This window comes from Posidoniimonas polymericola, assembly GCF_007859935.1.
Classification (GTDB): Bacteria; Planctomycetota; Planctomycetia; order Pirellulales; family Lacipirellulaceae; genus Posidoniimonas; species Posidoniimonas polymericola.
This window is the reverse complement of record NZ_SJPO01000003.1, coordinates 485,927-503,939: the sequence shown is the minus strand read 5'-3', so window position 1 is coordinate 503,939 and position 18,013 is coordinate 485,927. Positions and strand designations below refer to the sequence as shown.

The 18,013-nt window shown below is 66.6% G+C and carries 13 protein-coding genes; 7 read left to right on the top strand and 6 right to left on the bottom strand.

The window, feature by feature from the left end; all coding sequences use genetic code 11:
* Positions 1–21 precede the first annotated feature (21 nt).
* The 4 genes from Pla123a_RS08775 to rpsO form a co-directional block, all read right to left on the bottom strand.
* On the bottom strand, positions 22–1,461 hold the full coding sequence (locus Pla123a_RS08775) for a sigma-54-dependent transcriptional regulator (protein WP_231956364.1): 1,440 nt from the start codon (positions 1,459–1,461) through the stop codon (positions 22–24).
* Between the two features lie 375 nt (positions 1,462–1,836).
* Complete coding sequence (locus Pla123a_RS08770) at positions 1,837–2,646, bottom strand: two-component system sensor histidine kinase NtrB (RefSeq protein ID WP_146585949.1); 810 nt, start codon at positions 2,644–2,646, stop codon at positions 1,837–1,839.
* Positions 2,647–2,867: 221 nt separating this feature from the next.
* Positions 2,868–4,982 carry a polyribonucleotide nucleotidyltransferase gene (gene pnp, locus Pla123a_RS08765; RefSeq protein WP_231956363.1) on the bottom strand — a complete coding sequence of 705 codons (2,115 nt, stop codon included), beginning with the start codon at positions 4,980–4,982 and terminating at the stop codon, positions 2,868–2,870.
* A gap of 342 nt (positions 4,983–5,324) precedes the next feature.
* Complete coding sequence (gene rpsO / locus Pla123a_RS08760; protein WP_146585945.1) at positions 5,325–5,594, bottom strand: 30S ribosomal protein S15; 270 nt, start codon at positions 5,592–5,594, stop codon at positions 5,325–5,327.
* A gap of 384 nt (positions 5,595–5,978) precedes the next feature.
* Here rpsO and Pla123a_RS08755 point away from each other — a divergent pair, with 384 nt between their 5' ends.
* Positions 5,979–7,124 (top strand): FAD-dependent oxidoreductase, encoded by a 1,146-nt coding sequence (locus tag Pla123a_RS08755; RefSeq protein ID WP_146585943.1) that lies wholly within the window; start codon positions 5,979–5,981, stop codon positions 7,122–7,124.
* A gap of 149 nt (positions 7,125–7,273) precedes the next feature.
* On the top strand, positions 7,274–7,612 hold the full coding sequence (locus Pla123a_RS08750) for a hypothetical protein (protein ID WP_146585941.1): 339 nt from the start codon (positions 7,274–7,276) through the stop codon (positions 7,610–7,612).
* A gap of 422 nt (positions 7,613–8,034) precedes the next feature.
* Here the strand turns inward: Pla123a_RS08750 and Pla123a_RS08745 are convergent, their stop codons facing one another.
* Together Pla123a_RS08745 and Pla123a_RS08740 are read right to left on the bottom strand one after the other, a co-directional pair.
* Entirely contained in the window at positions 8,035–9,018 is a 984-nt protein-coding gene (locus tag Pla123a_RS08745; protein WP_146585939.1) for an acyl-CoA desaturase, read from the bottom strand.
* A 422-nt stretch (positions 9,019–9,440) separates the two neighbouring features.
* Positions 9,441–11,990 carry a ComEC/Rec2 family competence protein gene (locus Pla123a_RS08740; RefSeq protein WP_146585937.1) on the bottom strand — a complete coding sequence of 850 codons (2,550 nt, stop codon included), beginning with the start codon at positions 11,988–11,990 and terminating at the stop codon, positions 9,441–9,443.
* A 127-nt stretch (positions 11,991–12,117) separates the two neighbouring features.
* Here Pla123a_RS08740 and Pla123a_RS08735 point away from each other — a divergent pair, with 127 nt between their 5' ends.
* From Pla123a_RS08735 to Pla123a_RS08715, 5 genes are all read left to right on the top strand, one after another.
* On the top strand, positions 12,118–13,158 hold the full coding sequence (locus Pla123a_RS08735) for a hypothetical protein (protein ID WP_146585935.1): 1,041 nt from the start codon (positions 12,118–12,120) through the stop codon (positions 13,156–13,158).
* Positions 13,159–13,253: 95 nt separating this feature from the next.
* The gene (locus tag Pla123a_RS08730; protein ID WP_146585933.1) at positions 13,254–14,015 is read left to right on the top strand and encodes a hypothetical protein; all 762 of its coding nucleotides are present in this window, start codon (positions 13,254–13,256) and stop codon (positions 14,013–14,015) included.
* Between the two features lie 423 nt (positions 14,016–14,438).
* Complete coding sequence (locus Pla123a_RS08725; RefSeq protein ID WP_231956362.1) at positions 14,439–16,805, top strand: S9 family peptidase; 2,367 nt, start codon at positions 14,439–14,441, stop codon at positions 16,803–16,805.
* Positions 16,806–16,956: 151 nt separating this feature from the next.
* Positions 16,957–17,433, top strand: coding sequence for a hypothetical protein (locus Pla123a_RS08720; protein ID WP_146585931.1), 477 nt, complete (start codon positions 16,957–16,959; stop codon positions 17,431–17,433).
* Positions 17,434–17,442: 9 nt separating this feature from the next.
* On the top strand, positions 17,443–18,009 hold the full coding sequence (locus tag Pla123a_RS08715; RefSeq protein ID WP_146585929.1) for a hypothetical protein: 567 nt from the start codon (positions 17,443–17,445) through the stop codon (positions 18,007–18,009).
* Positions 18,010–18,013 lie beyond the last annotated feature (4 nt).

Below are 18,013 nucleotides of genomic sequence, written 5' to 3'. Positions count from 1 at the left end.
CCAGCGCCTTCCAACCAGCGCCTAATTCAATCCGTACTCTTTGATCTTGCGGTACAGCGTCCGCTCGCCGATGCCGAGCATGCCGGCGGCCTCCTCGCGGTTGCCGCCGGTGACCTTGAGGGTCTCGGCGATGAACAGGGCCTCGAGCTCACTGAAGGTCTTGCCGACCAGGTCGGCCAGGCCCCCGGCGCCGCCAAAATTCTCGCCGCCGCCCCCGCCGCCGCTGGCCCCGTTAGCAGCCTGGTCGCCGCCGATCATCTCGGGCGGCAGGTCGTCGAGGTCCAGCACGCCGTCGTAGTCGATGACGACCATGGTCTCGACCGCGTTCTTGAGCTCCCGCACGTTGCCGGGCCAGTCGTACGCCAGCAGCCGCCGCCGCGCGGCGGTCGACACGCCGGTGATCTCCTTGTTGTGCCGCGCGGCGTGCATCTTGACGAAGTGGTCGATCAAGAGCGGGATGTCCTCCCGCCGCTCGACCAGCCGCGGCAGCCGCACGGTCAGCACCTTCAGCCGGTGGTACAGGTCCTCGCGGAACGTGCCGTCGGCGATCGCGGCCTCGAGGTCGCGGTTGGTGGCCGACAGGATCCGCACGTTGACCTTCACGATCTCGTTGCTCCCCACGCGGGTGATCTCGCCGCTCTCCAGCACCCGCAGCAGCTTGATCTGGGTGGCGAGCGGCATGTCGCCAACCTCGTCGAGGAACAGCGTGCCGCCGTCGGCGTACTCGAACTTGCCGACCCGGTCCCGCGCGGCGTCGGTGAAGGCGCCTTTGACGTGGCCGAACAGCTCGCTCTCGAGGATGTTCTCCGACAGCGCGCCGCAGTTGAGCGCCACGAACGGCCGCGGCTTGCGGGGGCTGTTCTGGTGGATCGCCTGCGCGACCAGCTCCTTGCCGGTGCCGGTCCCGCCTTGGATCAGCACGGTGGCGTCGGTCGGCGCGATGCGGCTGAGCCGCTCGACCACGCCCCGCATCGGCTCGCTGTTGCCGATCACCCCCTCGAAGCCGAACTTCTCGTCGAGCCGCCGGCTGAGTTCCGCGTTGGCGCGGCGGAGGTGCTGGCTCCGCGCCGCGTTGTCGACCACCGCCCGGAGCTGCTGCAGGTCGAGCGGCTTGAGCAGGTAGTTGAACGCCCCGGCCCGCATCGCCTCGACCGCGGACTCCACGGTGCCGTGCCCGGTCACCAGGATCACCTCGGCGTCGGGCAAGAGCTCCTTGCTCTTGGCGAGGATCTCCAGACCGCCGACGCCCGGCATCACCAGGTCCGTGACGACGATCTCGTAGGCGTCGCGCTCCAGCAGCTTGGCGCCGTCGCCGCCGCTGGTGGCGAGCACGCAGTCGTAGCCGACCTTCTCGAGGCTCGCCCCCATCGCGTCGGCGTGGGCGTCGTCGTTGTCGACAATCAGCACCTTGACCGGCGGCCCGGCGGCGGCGGTTCGTTTTTGTGGGGCAGCGGGAGGCAAATTGGCAATCGAGGGTTGGAAGCCAGCGGCAGCAAACCGCATCGTGTTGTCGCTAGCCCACCCCGCCAGGGGTGGGAGCAGGCCTCAATTATTGAGGAGTTTGAGCGTGAGCGGAACCCGTTGCCACCACAGGTTTTGCCGCCATGCCGCCAATTGACTAAACCGCAACGACACGACGACCACGACGCAACACGCCAAGAGGAAGCCAATCCAGGGACGCCGGCGCTCCTGACGAATGCCTGCTGAACGGGATTCCGCTGACCAGTGAGCCGCCGCCCATCGTGACACTGCAACGGCAGCACGTTGTGTCCTTCGGGCCGTTGTGGTTCCACCGTTCGAATTCCCCCTTCCAAACGCCTAGGGCGGAACCCAGAGTCAGGGCTCTTCTGACGCGGCTGCTCCGGGGCCTGACGACCCCGGCTCTTGGGGTGGCGCCGGCTCGTCGGCCTGGGCGAGCCGCGCAACGGCCGGCAGATCGATCGAGATCCGTGTGCCGCGGCCCAGCTCGCTCTCGACGCCGATCGCGCCGCCGTGGGCCTCGATGATCTTGGCGGTGGTCGGCAGCCCCAGGCCGCTGCCGCCCGGCTTGGTGCTGAAGAAGGCCTCGAACATGCGGGCGGCGGTGGCGTCGTCCATGCCGCAGCCGCTGTCGGTCAGGTAGACCGAGGCGGTCGCGCCGTGGCCGCGGGTCTGCACCACCAGCTGCCCGCCGTCGGGCATCGCCTGCTTGGCGTTCAGGAGCAGGTTCATCAGCGCGCCGCGGAACGCCTCGCGGTCCAATAGCACGCTGGGGAGCTCCGGGTCCAGGTACGGCACGATCTCGACCCCGGCGGCCTCGCACTCCGGCTCGAAGAAGTCGAGCGCGTCGGCGATCTCGGTGTTGAGGTTCCGCGGCTCCAGCGCCACGCGGCGGACCTTGGCGTAGTTGAGGAAGTCGTCCAGCAGGTCCTGCAGCCGCGTGCACTCCCGCTGCACCGCGTCGACCCGCTTGGCGGCCCGCCGCTCGGCGGGCGTCAGCTCCTCCTCGGGCCGGTCCAAGAGGTCCTCGGCCAGCAGCTGCATGTTGAGCCGGATCGTCGACAGCGGGTTCTTGATCTCGTGCGCCAGCCCGCCCGCCAGCCGCGCGATCTCCGCGTACTGGTCCATCAGCCGCTTGACAGTCTCCTCGCTGGTGGGCTTCTTCATACGCTTGATTTAACCGCGAAGACACCACGCCGCCAAGCTGCGGACCCGAAGCGGCCGCTTCTTCGATGAGAAGGAACCGCCAAGACGCCAAGGGCGCGAAGGAACACGGACCAACCCACGCGCTTGGCGTCCTTGGCGTCTTGGCGGTTCCAAACAAAAAAAGCCGGGCCCTGCAGTGCAGGGCCCGGCGGTGGGTTTCTCAATTCAAAGCAGCGAGGGGCTTAGGCCTCGGCCGGCTCTTCGGCGGGGCCCTCGGCCTCGGCCATGGCGGCCTTGCGGCTCAGCTTGACGCGGTCCTGCTCGTCGACGGCGATCACCTTCACCTTCATGCGGTCGCCCACCTTGCAGATGTCGGCCACGCTGCCAACATACTCATTGGACAGCTCGCTGATGTGGCACAGGCCGTCCTTGCCCGGCAGGATCTCGACGAACGCGCCGAAGTCCTTGATGCTGGTGACCTTGCCGTCGTAGATGCGGCCGACCTGCACGCTGGCGGTCACCGCGTCGACGCGGTTCAGGCCGTTGCGGACCGAGTCCTCGTCCGGGCCGGCGATCGTGACGGTGCCGTCCTCCTCGACGTCGATCGTCACGCCGCAGTCCTCTTGGATGCCGCGGATGTTCTTGCCGCCGGGGCCGATCAAGAGGCCGATCTTCTCGGGGTTGATGCTGGTCCGGACCAGGCGCGGGGCGCTGGCCGCGGTGGCCGCCCGCGGACGCGGGATTGCGGTCAGCATCGACTTGAGGATCTCGATCCGGGCCTCGCGGCTCTGGGCCAGCGTCGCGCGGATGATCTCCTCGCTGATGCCCATGATCTTGAGGTCCAGCTGGATGCCGGTGATGCCGTTCTGGGTGCCGGCGATCTTGAAGTCCATGTCGCCGAAGTGGTCCTCGTCGCCGAGGATGTCGGTCAGCAGGGTGAACTTGTCGCCCTCCTTCACCAGGCCGACCGAGATGCCCGCCACCGGGTTGGTGATCGGCACGCCGGACGCCATCAGGGCGAGCGTGGCCCCGCAGACCGACGCCATCGAGCTGGAGCCGTTGGACTCCATGATGTCGCTGATCAGGCGGATGGTGTAGGGGAACTCGTCGTGGTCCGGCAGGATCGGCCCGACGCTCCGCTCGGCCAGCATGCCGTGGCCGATCTCGCGACGACCCGGGCCGCGGATCGGGCGGACCTCGCCGACCGAGTAGCTCGGGAAGTTGTAGTCCAGCATGAACCGCTTGCTGTACTCCTCGAACAGGCCGTCGACACGCTGCTCGTCACGGCCGGTGCCGAGGGTCACGGTGACCAGGGCCTGGGTCTCGCCACGCTGGAACAGGGCCGAGCCGTGCACGCGGGGCAGCAGGTCGACCTCGCAGTACAGGCCGCGGAGGTCGCCGCCGGAGCGGCCGTCCGGGCGCTTGCCTTCAAGGATCGACTCGCGGACCACCTTGCCCTCGAGCTCGTGGAACTCGTGCTTGAACGAGGCCACGGTGAAGGCGCCGTCGGCGTCCGGGTCGGGGATCAGCTCGGCGAGGGCCTCGTCCTTGACCGCCTTGACGGCCTCGGAGCGGGCGGCCTTGCCCTCGGTCTGCTTGGCGGCCTTGAGCTTGTCGTGCCAGGCGGCCAGCTTCTCGGCCAGGCCGTCGGACTCGGGGGTCTGGAAGTCCATCTTCTCCGGCTGCACCAGCGAGATGAGCTCCTCCTGCATGTCGCACAGCTCGCCCACGTACTTGTGGGCGGTCATCAGGGCCTCGATCATCTCGTCCTCAGGCATCTCGCGGGCGAAGCCCTCGATCATGAGGATGGCGTCCTTGGTGCCGCTGACGATCAGGTCGAGCGTGCTGTGCTCCAGCTCCTCGGCGGTCGGGAAGGCGATCAGCTCGCCGTTGACCTTGCCGATCCGGATCGAGCCGAGCGGGCCGAGGAACGGCATCGGCGAGATCGCCAACGCGGCCGAGGCGCCGTTCATGCTGAGGATGTCGCCGTCCTGCTGGCGGTCGCTGGCGAGCACCATGCTCTGGACCTGCACCTCGTCCTTGAAGCCCTCGGTGAACATCGGGCGGATGGGGCGGTCCATCAGCCGCGAGGTGAGGGTCTCTTTGGTGGTGGGTCGGCCTTCCCGCTTGAGGAAGCCGCCGGGGAACTTGCCGGCCGCCGCGTGCCGCTCGCGGTAGTCGCACGTGAGCGGGAAGAAGTCGAGGCCGGGCCGCGCCGGGCCGGTGGCGCAGGCGGTGAAGGAGATGGTCTCGCCGTACTGGGTCAGCACGGCTCCGGCGGCCTGCTTGGCGAGGATGCCGGTCTCGATGCTGAAGTTGTGGCGGCCGATCTGACGTTCAACTCTGATTTTCTTCAAGGTACTGCTTTCTGACAATTTCTGGCTAACTAGCCGTCGGGTCGACGCGGCCCTAGCGAGAAGCACGCCGCACACAGACGATCGGCGTCGGCCGGCCGAGGCCGGGCAGACAAACCAATCAGCCGCCGGGGCGGCAACGCCCCGCGGCATCCCCCAGAGAACGAGGGACGGGTGGTGAGAACTGAGGATTAAGCCTGAAAGAAGCTTCCCGGGCCCGCCCCGTTGCAACGGGCGCCACCACCAAGGGCGCACCCGCGGGACCGACCGGCGACGTCGATTTTCTTTCCTTGCCTACCTAGCACCGACGCCCAGGCCGCACGGCCTGGGGTCCTCGGCCCTAGGCTACTTGCGGATGTCCAGGCGGGCGAGCAAGTCGAGGTACAGCTGCGGGTTGTGCCGCTTGACGTAGTCCAGGTGACGACGACGACGGCTGACCATCCGCAGCAGGCCACGCCGGCTGGAGTGGTCCTTCGGGTGCACCTTCATGTGCTCCGTCATCTGGCGGATGTGGTTCGTGAGAACCGCAATCTGGACCTCCGGCGAACCAGTGTCGCCCTCGGTGCGCCCAAATTCCGTGGCCAGATCGTGCTTCTGCTCAGTCGTCAACGGCATACGAGTAAACCTGCTAGTCCTCGAAAAACTACTGAATCGCCTGGCGCCGTCCGTGCTCCCCATGTGCCTCACTTCCGCCGCTTCAGGCTCACTCTGGGTCCAACGCGGACGGCCGAACGGCCTGCCACGACGCCCAAAGAAGCCTTCTCTGCGGGTGTGCTGCTTACTCGGTGGGGTAGAGCGCCAACTCCTTCCGGCGAGGGCCCAATGCCCCCGCACCAACAAATGACTTTTCTTTGGTAATTGCGTACAGACGCTACAAGCCCAGCAGTATAGCGGACAATCGGAGGGCTGCAAGCGGGGTCCGGCGGCAAAAACGCCCCCGGAAACCAACCCCTCGCCTCCCCCAGAGCAGCATGCCGCCAACGGCCGTAAGATACCGCAATGGACCAAGATCTCCCGCTGATCGTCGGGGCTGGGCCGGTCGGCCTCGCCGCCGCGTTGCTGCTGACCGAAGCGAGCCCCGACGGCCGCCCCGGTCCCAGGATTATCGACTCCCAGCGGTCGTCCCGCCAGCTTTCCAAGGCCCTGGCCGTCAACCCGCGGACCCTCCGGATCCTTGGCCCCTCGGGCGTCGCCGCTAGGATGCTCGAACTCGGCAAGCCGATCACCACCGCGATGGTCCACGCCCGCGGCAGGGTCGTCGCCCGGGTCGACCTCGCCCAGGCAGGCGGCGAGCACCCGTTCATGCTGGCCCTCTCGCAGGCGACCTCCGAGCGGCTGCTCGGGGAGGCCCTGGCCGAGCGCGGCGTTGCGGTCGAGCGGGGCGTGACGCTGGCCAAGTGCCGCGTCGCCGGCGAACGGGCCGCCGCCGAGTTGCACCACCCCGACGGGCGGCTCGAGCAGGTCACCGCCCCGTGGATCCTGGCCGCCGACGGCGCCCACAGCACGGTCCGCGAGCAGTTGGGCATCGCCCTGCCCGGCACGACCTGCGAGCAGCGGTGGCGGCTGGTCGACGTGCGGATCGAAACGCCGCTGGCCGAGGACGCCGCGCACATCGTGCAGCTGCCGCGGGGCTTTGGCTTCCTGATCCGGGTCGTGACCGGCGACGAACCCAGCGACGGCCAGCTCCCGCTGTGGCGGATCATTACCAACACCGCCGACCCGTGCGGCGCGATCCGCGACGCCGGCCTGCTGCGGCATTACGAGCGGCCCGACTGGGCGTCGGAGTTCAAGGTGTCGCACCGCGCGGCCGCATCGATGCAGCACGGCCCGTTCCTCCTGGCCGGCGACGCCGCGCACCTGCACTCGCCGCTCGGCGCGCGGGGGATGAACCTCGGCATCGAGGACGCCTGGGCGCTGGCTGAGCTGGCCGCCAAGGGCCAACTCAACCGCTACGGCGCACTCCGCACGCCGGTCGACCACCGCGTGGTGAAGAAGATCGACCGCATCACCCACATTGTCCGCGGCGAGTCAGCCGCCACCCGCGCCGCCCGCCGGGTGATGGTCGCCCTGCTGGCCCACGTGCCGGCCGTCCAACGCGCCATGGTGCGGACGGTGATGGGGTTGGATCATGTGTTGGGGGTTTAGACGCGTCTTGGCCCCTATCCACATAGAACAGTGAAGGATGCACAACACTCGCTAGGATGGCGTACTCGACCTCGGAGCATCCCATTACTAGAGTCGTTGCTGGCGGGTGGACCGCACTTAGAAACAGCCAATTTAGGACCAACGCTGCAATGGCAATACCCATTGACGACCTGATCGAAGTTGCCAATGCCATATCCAGAGGTGAGGTTCCTGAATTTCAGCACAACGAGTGCTTTACTTCTGGAGCATTCGATTTACTGTTGGTCAAAGCCACCGGTTCGAATGCGTTCCTGCTTCTGCAAGATGCCGTGGAGAAGTACGAGGCTGTCGATGAGGCCGGAGTAGGGTTCCGCGGGTACTTCTATCTACTAGGAATTCTAGCTCGGCAATCCGAGACTACTGAAGTGCCACCTGGGCTTCTCGAGATCATTGTTCGGCATCCGGAGCTTTCGCACGAACTTCGCAATTGGTACCGGCTACAGAACTAACACCGGGGGTAGCACCGACAGTCGTTCGCACCACGGCCGGCCAGCGGGTGGGTTCGTTCGAACGATTGTCGGTGGCGCAGCCCAAGAGGTTTAGTGGCAACGATGTACGCTTGCGACTCGGTTGCCTCTTGTCGCAAGCGACACCGACAATCGGCCGAGTTGAGCGAACACGCCCGCCAACCGTGCGCCGGCCGACTGTCGCTGCTGCCCAGTGATGAATTCGGCACGCCAACCAATAGCCGATGGATTACATCCATCGGAGGCCCCGGAGCGGAGTTCGCCGTGAGGGCCACCCCAACACCGGGTTCTTCCGACGGATGTAATCCGTCGGCTGTGGTGGGGTGTGGCTGCGTCCAAACAAAAACAGGGCCGCAGCCAAGCCTGGCTGCGGCCCTGTGTACTTTCGAGTTGCTCGCCCTACGTTAGGCGGGTTTGGTCGTGCGGATGACGTCCTTCAGACGCACCACGTCCCACGCCAGGCCGGTCTTTTCCATCAGCAGGATCATCCAGTAGGTGGGGTCGACTTCCCACCACTTGTGGCCCTGCGAGGCGACCCGCTGGTAGGCGTGGTGGTTGTTGTGCCAGCCCTCGCCGAAGGCCAGCAGGCCGACCAGCCAGTTGTTGCGGCTGTCGTCGGTGGTCTCGTAGTTGCGGTAGCCCCACATGTGCGAGATCGAGTTCACAAACCAGGTGACGTGGAACACGTACAGCATCCGGATGCCGGTGCCCCAGGCGAGCATCGACAGGCCGCCGTTCAAGCCGCCCAGGCCAATCGCCGTGCCGAAGTAGCCGACCGCGAACAGCACCAGACCGCACACCACGTGGGTCGGCAGGAACAGCTTGTGCAGGACAATCATCATCTTGTCCTTCATGATGTCCGGGGCGTAGCGCTGCAGGATCTCCTTCTGCCACTTCATGCCGCGGTTCGGGAAGAACCAGGTGATATGGCTCCAGATCGCTCCGTGCCGCGGGGAGTGGGGGTCGCCGTCGTGGTCGCTGAAGGCGTGGTGCTTGCGGTGGTTGGCCACCCAGGTCAGGGCCGAGCCCTCGCCCGACAGCCCGCCGAGGAACGCCAGGAGCCAGCGGACCGGCTTGTAGGTCTTGAAGCTGCCGTGCGTCAGCAGCCGGTGGTAGCCCATGCAGACGCCCAGCGAGCCGGTCATCAGGATCAGCACGACGCAGGTCGCCAGCGCCTGCCAGCTGAAGTAGAACGGGGCCATCACCGCGAGCGAGTGCACGGCGATAATCCAGATCACGACCGGCCAGTCGAGGCCCCTGCTCCACAGGGCCCGGGTGTTGGCCTGCTGCGACGGGTGCGACAGCTCGTCGACCTTGGCGCTCGCGACGGGCTTCACCCGCTTGCTCTTGGGCGGCGCGGTTACAGGATCGGTAGGGATAACGGACATAGCTGGGGTCTCTCGGGGGCGCCACTGGGGCGGTGATCGAAAATCTACGCGGACTGCCCGCGAGAAGTGTTGGAAGAAGAAAGTAAGAGGGGCCGCATCGGGCGACCAGTTGAAAACCTTGCCCTAGAAGTCCTTGCTTTCATGCTGCAGTTGGTACGGCGAACCAGGCCCAATGGCCCGGCGATTCCTTCGCCGCGCATCGATTTCTGAGAAATAATCTCAATACCAACCCAGGTACTCGCGTACAAGCTTAGGCGGAAATCCCGTCAGCGGATACCCCAGGAGAGTGCCCCCCGGGCTCGGGTTTCCGGGGCCTTCGGCAAGCCCTAGGGAAACCGGGTAATTTACGCGGATCTCACCCTCCTTGTGTCGGCGGCTAATCAGCCCCCGATCGACCGCATACTGGTCACTGCGGCGTTTTGTCACGGCTGGCCGCCCGCTCCGCCTCGGAAGCTCCGCACCGCGATGCCGCCCCGACCGATGACGAACTCGGCCGCGCCGCCCTCTGAGGTCGACAGCACCCGCGCGCCGCTCTCCCGGTAGCTGTCGCTCGCCTGGTCGGAGTAGACGCCGGCGGCGCTGCTGATCACCACGTGCTCCGGGCGGCACCAGTCGGCCAGGCCGGGCGGGTCGCTGCGGGGGGAGCCGTGGTGCGGGACGAGCAGCACGTCGCAGTCGTACGGCTCCTGCAGCAAGAGCTCCTCGAGGCCGCGGCCCTCGAGGTCGCCCGGCAGCAGCACGCGGCGGCCGGCGTGCTCGAGGCCGATCACCAGGCTGTTGGCGTTGTCGGTGTCGACCACGCCCATGACGGTGGGGTGCAACACCTCAACCGCTACACCGCCAAGCTTCAACTGGTCGCCGAGCGCGAGCTTCTCGACCGGCACGCCGCGCTCGTCGAGCAGCCGCTTGAGTGCCGCCGGCGCGGTCTGCTCGTCCGGCAGGAGCCGCCGCGGCAGCAGCATGTTGGTCGTGTAGACGCCGCCAACCGTGAAGCGATCGAGCAGGCCCGGCAGCGCGTTGAAGTGGTCGACGTCGGCGTGCGAGAGCAGCACGCCATCAATTCTTGTGATGCCCTTCGACCACAGCACGGACGAGATCTTCTCGGTCGCCATCCACGGCGAGCCGAGCGAGCCCGCGTCGTACAAAAACACGCCGCCGCCGGGCGGCTCGATCAGCACACAGACGCCGTGTCCCACGGCGATAAACGTGCAGCGGAGCTCACCGCCCGGGTCCTTGCCGCCGCGGGCCGCCTCGACCACGGCCGGCGCGAATCCCGCCGCCACCAGCAGCAGGCCGGCGTAGACCAGCCCGCGTCGCACCGCCGCGCGGCCGCCCCAGCGTAGCGCGGCGGCCATCAGCGCGTACGCGGTGAGCGTCCACCACAGCGCCGGCCCGGCAACGTACGCGTGGCTCCCCGGCGCGACCGCGGCGTAGTCGATCGCGCGGTCGAGCCAAGTGCACGCCAACCAGCTAACCGACGCGAACAGCGGCGCCACGAACGGCGCCGTGACCTCGGCGGCCAGCACCAGCAGCCCAGAGATGACCGACACCGCCACCAACGGGAACGCCGCGACCGACAACGGCATCGCCACCGGCGACAACAGGTGGTACTGACGCATCATCAGCGGCGCCGCGGTCAGCCAAACGGCGACGGTCGCCACGAAGATCAGCCAGCTCGACGTCGCGCACCACCGCGCGAGCTTCTTGGGCGGCGATTCGACCGAGCGGAGCAGCCGGGCCAGCGGATCGAGCGCCTCGCGGCGGTCGAGCTGCCGGCGACCGAACCAGATCAGCGTCGCGGCGGCGAGGAAGCTGAGCTGAGCGCCGGTGCGGAACAGCTCGCAGGGGCTCATCGCCAGCACCACCACCGCGGCCGCCGCCAGCGAGTTCATCGCCAGCACCGTCCGTCCTGTCCACAGCGCCAGGCACATCAGCTCGGCCAGCACCGCCGCCCGCACCACCGGCGGCCGTGCGCCGGTCACCGCGGCGTACGACGCGATCGCGACCATCAGCACCACCAGCGACCACCGCCGCGGAGCCCAGCCCATCCGCCCCACAAAGTAGAACGCCGACACCACCAGCCCGACGTGCAGGCCCGACACCACCAGCACGTGCAGCGTGCCGGCGTGGCGGAACCGCTCGATGGTCTCGTCCGGCAGTCGGTCCTGGGCGCCAACAATCATCGCCGCCGCTAGGCCGCCCGCCTCGGGCCCCAGCCTGGCCCGCAGCCGCTGGTCGCCCCACACCCGCACCGCGTCCAGCACGCGGCCGACCGACCACCCGCCACGCTCGGTCACCGCGACGCACTCCGGCGACACGCACCGCAGCAGGCTCAGCCGCTGCTGGGCGCGTTGATCGAGCGCGTAGTCGAACTCGCCCGGGTTCAGCGCCGACGGCGGCGCCCGCAGCTGACCGAACACCCGCACACGGTCGCCGGCGCGGACGCCCGTCAGCTGACCATTGCTGGTCAGCACACAGCGGCCCGCGACGCCGCGCCACCTGGCGCCGTCACGCAGCGCAACCAACCGGAGCTCGACGCGGCTCGACTCGCTGCCGGGGATCGCGCGGTACGGCGAAGGCTCGGGCGTCGGCTGGAGGGCCGGGGACTCGAGGGCGATCGCCTCGACGCAGACCGGCTCGGCAATCTGCCCCGCGAAGCGTCCCAGGTCGTCGGCCGCGAACAGCCGCCAGTGCGAGTGGTGCCAGCCGCCGGCGAGCGCGCTGATGCCGATCAGCAGGGCGATCGACGACCACCAGCACCGCCCTCCCCTCCACAGCGTTAACCAGGCGAGCCACGCCGCGGCGCCAATCACTACCCACCACAGCGAGACACTCGCGTACCGATCGGCCACCACGCCCGCCGCCGCCGCGGCCGCGACCGCCACCAGTGGCTCATAGGGCGCAAGCCGGCCGCGTTGCCGACGCTCTTCGAGCGCCGCGGGCGTCCAGAGTTGTGGGGAGTACGGCGACAAATGTCGTGCCCAGGGCGCAGAGGTTTTCCAGACTAACCAGAGTAAACAGTTGCAACGGCGATCCGCAAGCTGCTAGGATCGGGTTCCCGCGAGAAACTTCCGCGACTCTGTCCATGGGATCCTCAAAATGCTCCGCGCGACCGCCCTAGCCGCCTGCCTCTTCTCACTCACGCTGGCGGGCTGCGGAGACTCAGCGTCGGACGACGACTACGACGAGCTCGAGGGCAAACGCTACGCGCACCGCTACTTCCAGGTGGACCTCCACGGGCGGTCGCTAGTATCGAACGAGCCGGTGGTGGACGAGCGGGAGGCCGACATCTACCGCAAGACCCAAACGGTGCTGATCGAGTCCGGGCAGGTGCTCAACTCGGCCCTGCGGCACGACGACCTCTCCGAGTGGGAATCTATCCCCGAGGGCGAGGAGACGCTCGACTGGATCCGCGAGCGGCTGGTCGTCCGCTTCCCCAAGGGGAGCGAGGTGCTTGAGATCGCGCTGGTCGACCGCCGTGCGCCGAAGGAAGCGCTGGTCGCCGCCGTCGAGGCGATCTCCAAGGCGTACCTCAATGAGGTGGTGTTCGAGAGCAAGATCCAGCGGCAGAAGCCGCGTGACATCCTGACCGAGTCGTACCGCGACCTCGACGACGAGATCAAGCGGAAGACCAACGCGCACCAGGCCAGGCTGAAGGACGCTTCGTCGGCGCGGCTGCCCGAGATCGCCGCCCGAATCGAGCTGCTAAAGCAGCAGATCGCTCGACTGGGGGACGCGCGGATCGGGGCTGAGCAAGAGCTGCTGCGGCGGCTGGTAGACCTCGAACTCGCGGGATCGGGTTCCGGCGACGAGGCTGATGACGCCGACGACGACAGCGATGACAACGAGGACGCAGAAGAAGCGGGCCAATCCGCCAGCGACACCGAGCCGCCGATGGAGGTTGTCCGCCAAGCCTACGCCAAGCACACCGCGAAACTGGATGCGCAGATCGAAGAACTGACTGTCGAGGTCCAGGACCTCAGCAAGGACGACCCCAACCTGGCGGCCCGCGCAGCAGAAATTGAAGGGCTCAAGTCGATTCAGTCGGACATCCTCAACAAGATCGAGCACTGGGACATCGAGCTGAAGGCGCCCGACCGGGTTTCTGCGTTCGGCAGCGTCGAATTTATTGAGCCGTAGGCGAACAATGGGACTGGAGTCCCTCAACCGAGCTGCCTCAACCGAGCTGATAGCCCCCATCCATGACTCGTAGCAGAGCCACCGCTGTCCACTGCTTGCTCGTTCTCGTACACCTGGCGCTCATCGGCTGCAGCCGTGAGTTTAAGTTTCCGACGAACTACGAGGAGCTCCAGGCGACCCGGCGTGTGCGGCAGTACTTTCAAGTGCAGCGTCCGGCCCAACTAATGCAGGCTGTTGGATTCGATCCGTACCCCTCCAATCCGGAACTGCAAATCCTGCTGCAAGCGGAACTAGCGGCACTCATGTCAGACGACGCCATCGCGTCAGCCACTTCCGCAACAGAGTTCCAGCAGTGGGAGATCGCCGCGGCAGGAGCCGATCCTGTCGCCTGGGTCCGCGAGCATCTGGTGGTATTCAGTCCCAGCGCAGGCAGTGAGTTGTTGGAAATGGCGTTCGTCGACGGGCGATCGCCGAGCGCTGCGATGCTGGCTATCGTCGAGTCCCTAACGGCCCAGTACACCGAACGTGCTGAGCTTGAAGAAAAGGCCCGTCATGCGTTTCTTGAGGCGAAGCAGTGGCGTGGCGAGCGCAGCAAGCTGAGCGAGCCATTGGCGGCCGCGTACGCCGACTGGGAATCGCGGGTCGAGTCGGCGACGGCGGACCTGCTCCGCGGTGACAGCCAGTTCCCGCTGCCGGAGCATGTGCAGGAGGAGATCAAGAAAAGCGACTTTGGCAGCCGTAGCCGCGAAGAGGTCGTCGAGGTCATCCACAACAAGGTGGCCTTCTGGCTCGAACGCAAGCAGCCGATTTTCAAGCTCTCCCAGTTCGGCACGGCAGAGTTCCACGACGGGCGCTAGGACGCGAGTCAAAACGGGGACTGGCTCGAAGCGTCAAACAGGCAGAGACCAACTGTTGATGGGACCGCGCCGTGCCTGTCCCCGTTTTTGACGGACTAGCGGGACTGAGTCTGCTGGCAGTGGCCCGCTAGAAACGGGGACAGGCACGCGACCGCGGCCGGGCTGAATCGAAGGCGTTAATTCGCACTGCGGTCGAGAGCCAGTCCCCGTTTCAAGCTCCCGCTTCTTGCGCGCCCGACGTCTGAATTACCTCCCCCGCCGAACCGCGTAGCATCCTGCCGCGTAACAGCGTATACTCCGCTGCTTACCGGAATTAACCGCCGCCCATGGAAGGGTTGGCCGCACGCCTGCTAGCGCTGCTAGCACGAATACTGCCCGCGGTGCGCTGTGATGCGTTCCGCGGAGCCTCAGGGAGGGCATCTCATGCTTCGCAAGTTCTGCTTCATGGCGGCCGAACTCGGCCTGTTCTTTGCGCTCTTGTCGGTCGCGGTGAGCGGCTGCAGCAAGCCGTCCGATTCGGGCTCGTACCCCGCAAACGCCGACGACGCGCCTGCCTTCGACCCCAAGGCCGACACGCCGGTCGATCCTGGCAACGACGGCGCGAAGGTGCAGCCGATCCCCAACGCCGACGCCGACGACCCCGACGTGCAGCCCATCCCTAACGCCACCGGGACTCCCCCGGTCACCGAAACCAAAGCGCAGGAGGCCCCGATGGCCGACCGCATGTCCGACGTGCCGCTGATCCCCCGCGAGACTTTGTTCGGCGACCCCGAGCGGGCCCAGGCGCGGCTCAGCCCCGACGGCAAGTGGCTCAGCTTCATGGCGCCGGTCAAGAACGACGACGGCTTCGGCATCCTCAACGTCTGGGTCGCGCCGGTCGACAACCTCGACGCCGCCGAGCCGGTCACCAAGGACACCAAGCGGCCGATCGGCTCGCACAGCTGGGCCTACGACTCCAAGCACATCCTGTACAACCAGGACAAGGAAGGCGACGAGAATTTCCACCTCTACGCCACCAATGTCGAGACCAAAGAGACCAAGGACCTCACGCCGATCGACGGCGTCCGCGGCGAGCTTCAGGAGGCCTCCGACAAGTTCCCGGGCGAGCTGCTGGTCGGCTTCAACGACCGCAACCCGCAGCTGCACGACATCTACCGCGTCAATATCGCGACCGGCGATCGCAAGCTGGTGCAGCTCAACCCCGGCATGGTCGAGCAGGGCTTTGTCGCCGGCTTCCTGACCGACGACGACTTCAACGTTCGCATGGCGATCGCCTTCAGCCAGACCGGCGGCCAGGTGTGGCTCACCCCGACCGGCGAGCCGGGCGAAGGGGGATACGGCGAGGACGCCTGGGAGCAGTCCGAGGAGTTCACCGCCATCGACGCCATGACCAGCGGCCCGGCCGGCTTCGACAAGACCAACCGCGTGCTCTACTTCCAGGACAGCCGAGACCGCGACACCTCGGCCCAGTTCAGCAAGAACCTTGATGCCGGCAACGTCGAGCTGATCGCCGACGACCCGCGGGCCGACGTCGGCGGCGTGCTGGCGCACCCGACCAAGAAGACCCTGCAGGCGGTGTCGTTCACGTACAGCCGCCGCGAGTGGAAGGTGCTCGACCCGAGCATCCAGGCCGACATCGACTACCTGACCGATTTCCAGGACGGCGAGTTCATCGTCACCAGCCGCACGCAGGACGACGCGCAGTGGACCGTGGCCTACATCCTCGACAACGGCCCGGTGAAGTTCTACCGCTACACCCGCCCTGCAGACGGCGGCGCGTCTTCTGCTGAGGGCGCCGGTGATCGCAAGATGCACTTCTTGTTCAACAACCGCGACGACCTCGACGACTACCCGCTGGTCAAGATGCACACGCCGGTCATCAAAAGCCGCGACGGGCTGAACCTGGTGAGCTACCTGTCGCTGCCGCCGGGCACGGACCCGGACGGCGATGGCGTTCCGGACCAGCCGGTCCCGCTGGTGCTCGACGTGCACGGCGGCCCCTGGGCCCGTGACGGCTGGGGGCTGAACGCGTCGCACCAGTGGCTGGCGAACCGCGGCTACGCGGTGCTGAACGTCAACTACCGCGGCTCGACCGGCTTCGGCAAGAACTTTATCAACGCCGCCAACGGCGAGTGGTCCGGCAAGATGCACGACGACCTGTTGGACGCCGTGAAGTGGGCGGTCGGCGAAGGCATCGCCCAAGAGGACAAGATCGCGATCATGGGCGGCAGCTACGGCGGCTACGCCACACTGGTTGGCATGACCTACACGCCGACCACGTTCGCCTGCGGCGTCGACATCGTCGGCCCGTCGAGCCTGGTGACGCTGCTCGAGAACGCCCCGCCGTACTGGGCGTCGTTCATGCCGGTGATGAAGATCCGCGTTGGCGACTGGACCACCGAAGAGGGCAAGGCCGAGCTGCTGAAGAAGTCGCCGCTGTCGCTGGTCGACAAGATCGAGCGGCCGCTGTTGATCGGCCAGGGCGCCAACGACCCCCGCGTCACCCAGGTCGAGGCCGACCAAATCGTCGCGGCGATGGAGGAGAAGCAGATCCCGGTCACGTATGTGCTGTACCCGGACGAGGGCCACGGCTTCCACCGCCCCCCAAACCGCAAGAGTTTTAACGCGGTGACCGAGGCCTTCCTGGCCGAGAACTTGGGCGGCCGCTTCGAGCCGATCGGCCCGGCGTTCGACGGCGCCAGCATCCGCGTGCCGGTCGGCGCCGACGAGGTGCCCGGGCTGAAGGACGAGCTGAGCGAAGAGCAGATGACGATGCCGGAGGTGGAGTAGCTCCTATAGGGTGCCGGGGGCGCTCCGCGACATCGGAAGCCCCCGATGCAGACCGAGAGTCATCGACTATAGTTCCGGGGCTTCCCTGACGGGAGCGCCCCGGGCGCCCATTATCTACGTTTCCAATCTACCTGCAGGAACGCGTAGCCGAATGAGCAACCCTTACGCGTCGCCCGCGGCGGCCAGCGTTGAGACCGACGAGTCTCGCTACACGACTCCTCAGCTCGGGACAATCGTACTGGTGACGATCGTTGCGCCAGCGGTGTGTGTCTGGCTGGGGCGAGTCGTCTGTTGGATTCGTGGCGGCTGGCTCTCGCGGCAATTGGAGATTCCAGCCGTCCACTGGCGACTGCCACATGAATTCGTGCTGAACAGCCTGCTCGCGGTCCTGCACGGCGTCGTCATCGGGGTGTTCACCCTGCTGCTGGTCGTGCCAACGCTCCGCAGGCTTGGAAACTGGAACGCCGCCTACCTCGCCTACGGAGTTAGCGCCGCCGTGGTTGTTGCTTACGAACTGCTTAAGCCCTACGAGCGGATCGAGGTCCCGACCGATGCACTGCTCGTGATGGTTTGCGTCGTGGCAAGCTGCGTCGCCGCCCAAGTGGCGTCGCGGTTTGTGAACCGTTAGGGTGGCGGCATGAACCACAGCAATCGATGGGCGATAGGGAATGCGACGGTGCTCGCCACGCTGCTCTCTTGTCTCTTGCTTGCAGGACTGGCCGTTGAGCAAGATCATCCCTGCTTCGTTCCCAAACAGCTAAACATTTCGTACGGTCGACCATACGGCTGGCCTGTCACCTACATGCAGCGCGGATTCTACCCAACCTCCTACAACAACCCGTTCGCGGATTGGTTCTCGGGGTACACGACCCTTCTAGGTGACTTTCCAGCCCTCAGGTTCTCCCCTTGGTGGCTCGCAATTGACATTGCGTTGGCCTGCTTGTGCGTTGGAAGACTCACCAGGCTTGCGTACGGTTACTTTCGCCGGCACGATTACAGACCGCGGCTGTCCCTTAAAGCCGTTCTCCTGATATTCCTGCTCGCCAGCGTCGCGTTCGGACCGTTCCGTCTCTACCTGCCATACGTGATCATTTCCCTCGTGATCGTCTTGGGATGGGCAATCTACGCCTTCGCGTTAGCGATGGCCCTCTACGACTTGAGTCGCATGGCCGCAACCACCCTAGGCAGCTCAAGAACGCAATAGCCTG

Bases quoted from the DNA above. Each gene is read 5' to 3' on its own strand.
- Pla123a_RS08770 (WP_146585949.1), bottom strand. From the start codon at position 2,646: ATGAAGAAGCCCACCAGCGAGGAGACTGTCAAGCGGCTGATGGACCAG.
- rpsO (WP_146585945.1), bottom strand. From the start codon at position 5,594: ATGCCGTTGACGACTGAGCAGAAGCACGATCTGGCCACGGAATTTGGG.
- Pla123a_RS08755 (WP_146585943.1), top strand. From the start codon at position 5,979: ATGGACCAAGATCTCCCGCTGATCGTCGGGGCTGGGCCGGTCGGCCTC.
- Pla123a_RS08750 (WP_146585941.1), top strand. From the start codon at position 7,274: ATGGCAATACCCATTGACGACCTGATCGAAGTTGCCAATGCCATATCC.
- Pla123a_RS08745 (WP_146585939.1), bottom strand. From the start codon at position 9,018: ATGTCCGTTATCCCTACCGATCCTGTAACCGCGCCGCCCAAGAGCAAG.
- Pla123a_RS08735 (WP_146585935.1), top strand. From the start codon at position 12,118: ATGCTCCGCGCGACCGCCCTAGCCGCCTGCCTCTTCTCACTCACGCTG.
- Pla123a_RS08725 (WP_231956362.1), top strand. From the start codon at position 14,439: ATGCTTCGCAAGTTCTGCTTCATGGCGGCCGAACTCGGCCTGTTCTTT.
- Pla123a_RS08720 (WP_146585931.1), top strand. From the start codon at position 16,957: ATGAGCAACCCTTACGCGTCGCCCGCGGCGGCCAGCGTTGAGACCGAC.
- Pla123a_RS08715 (WP_146585929.1), top strand. From the start codon at position 17,443: ATGAACCACAGCAATCGATGGGCGATAGGGAATGCGACGGTGCTCGCC.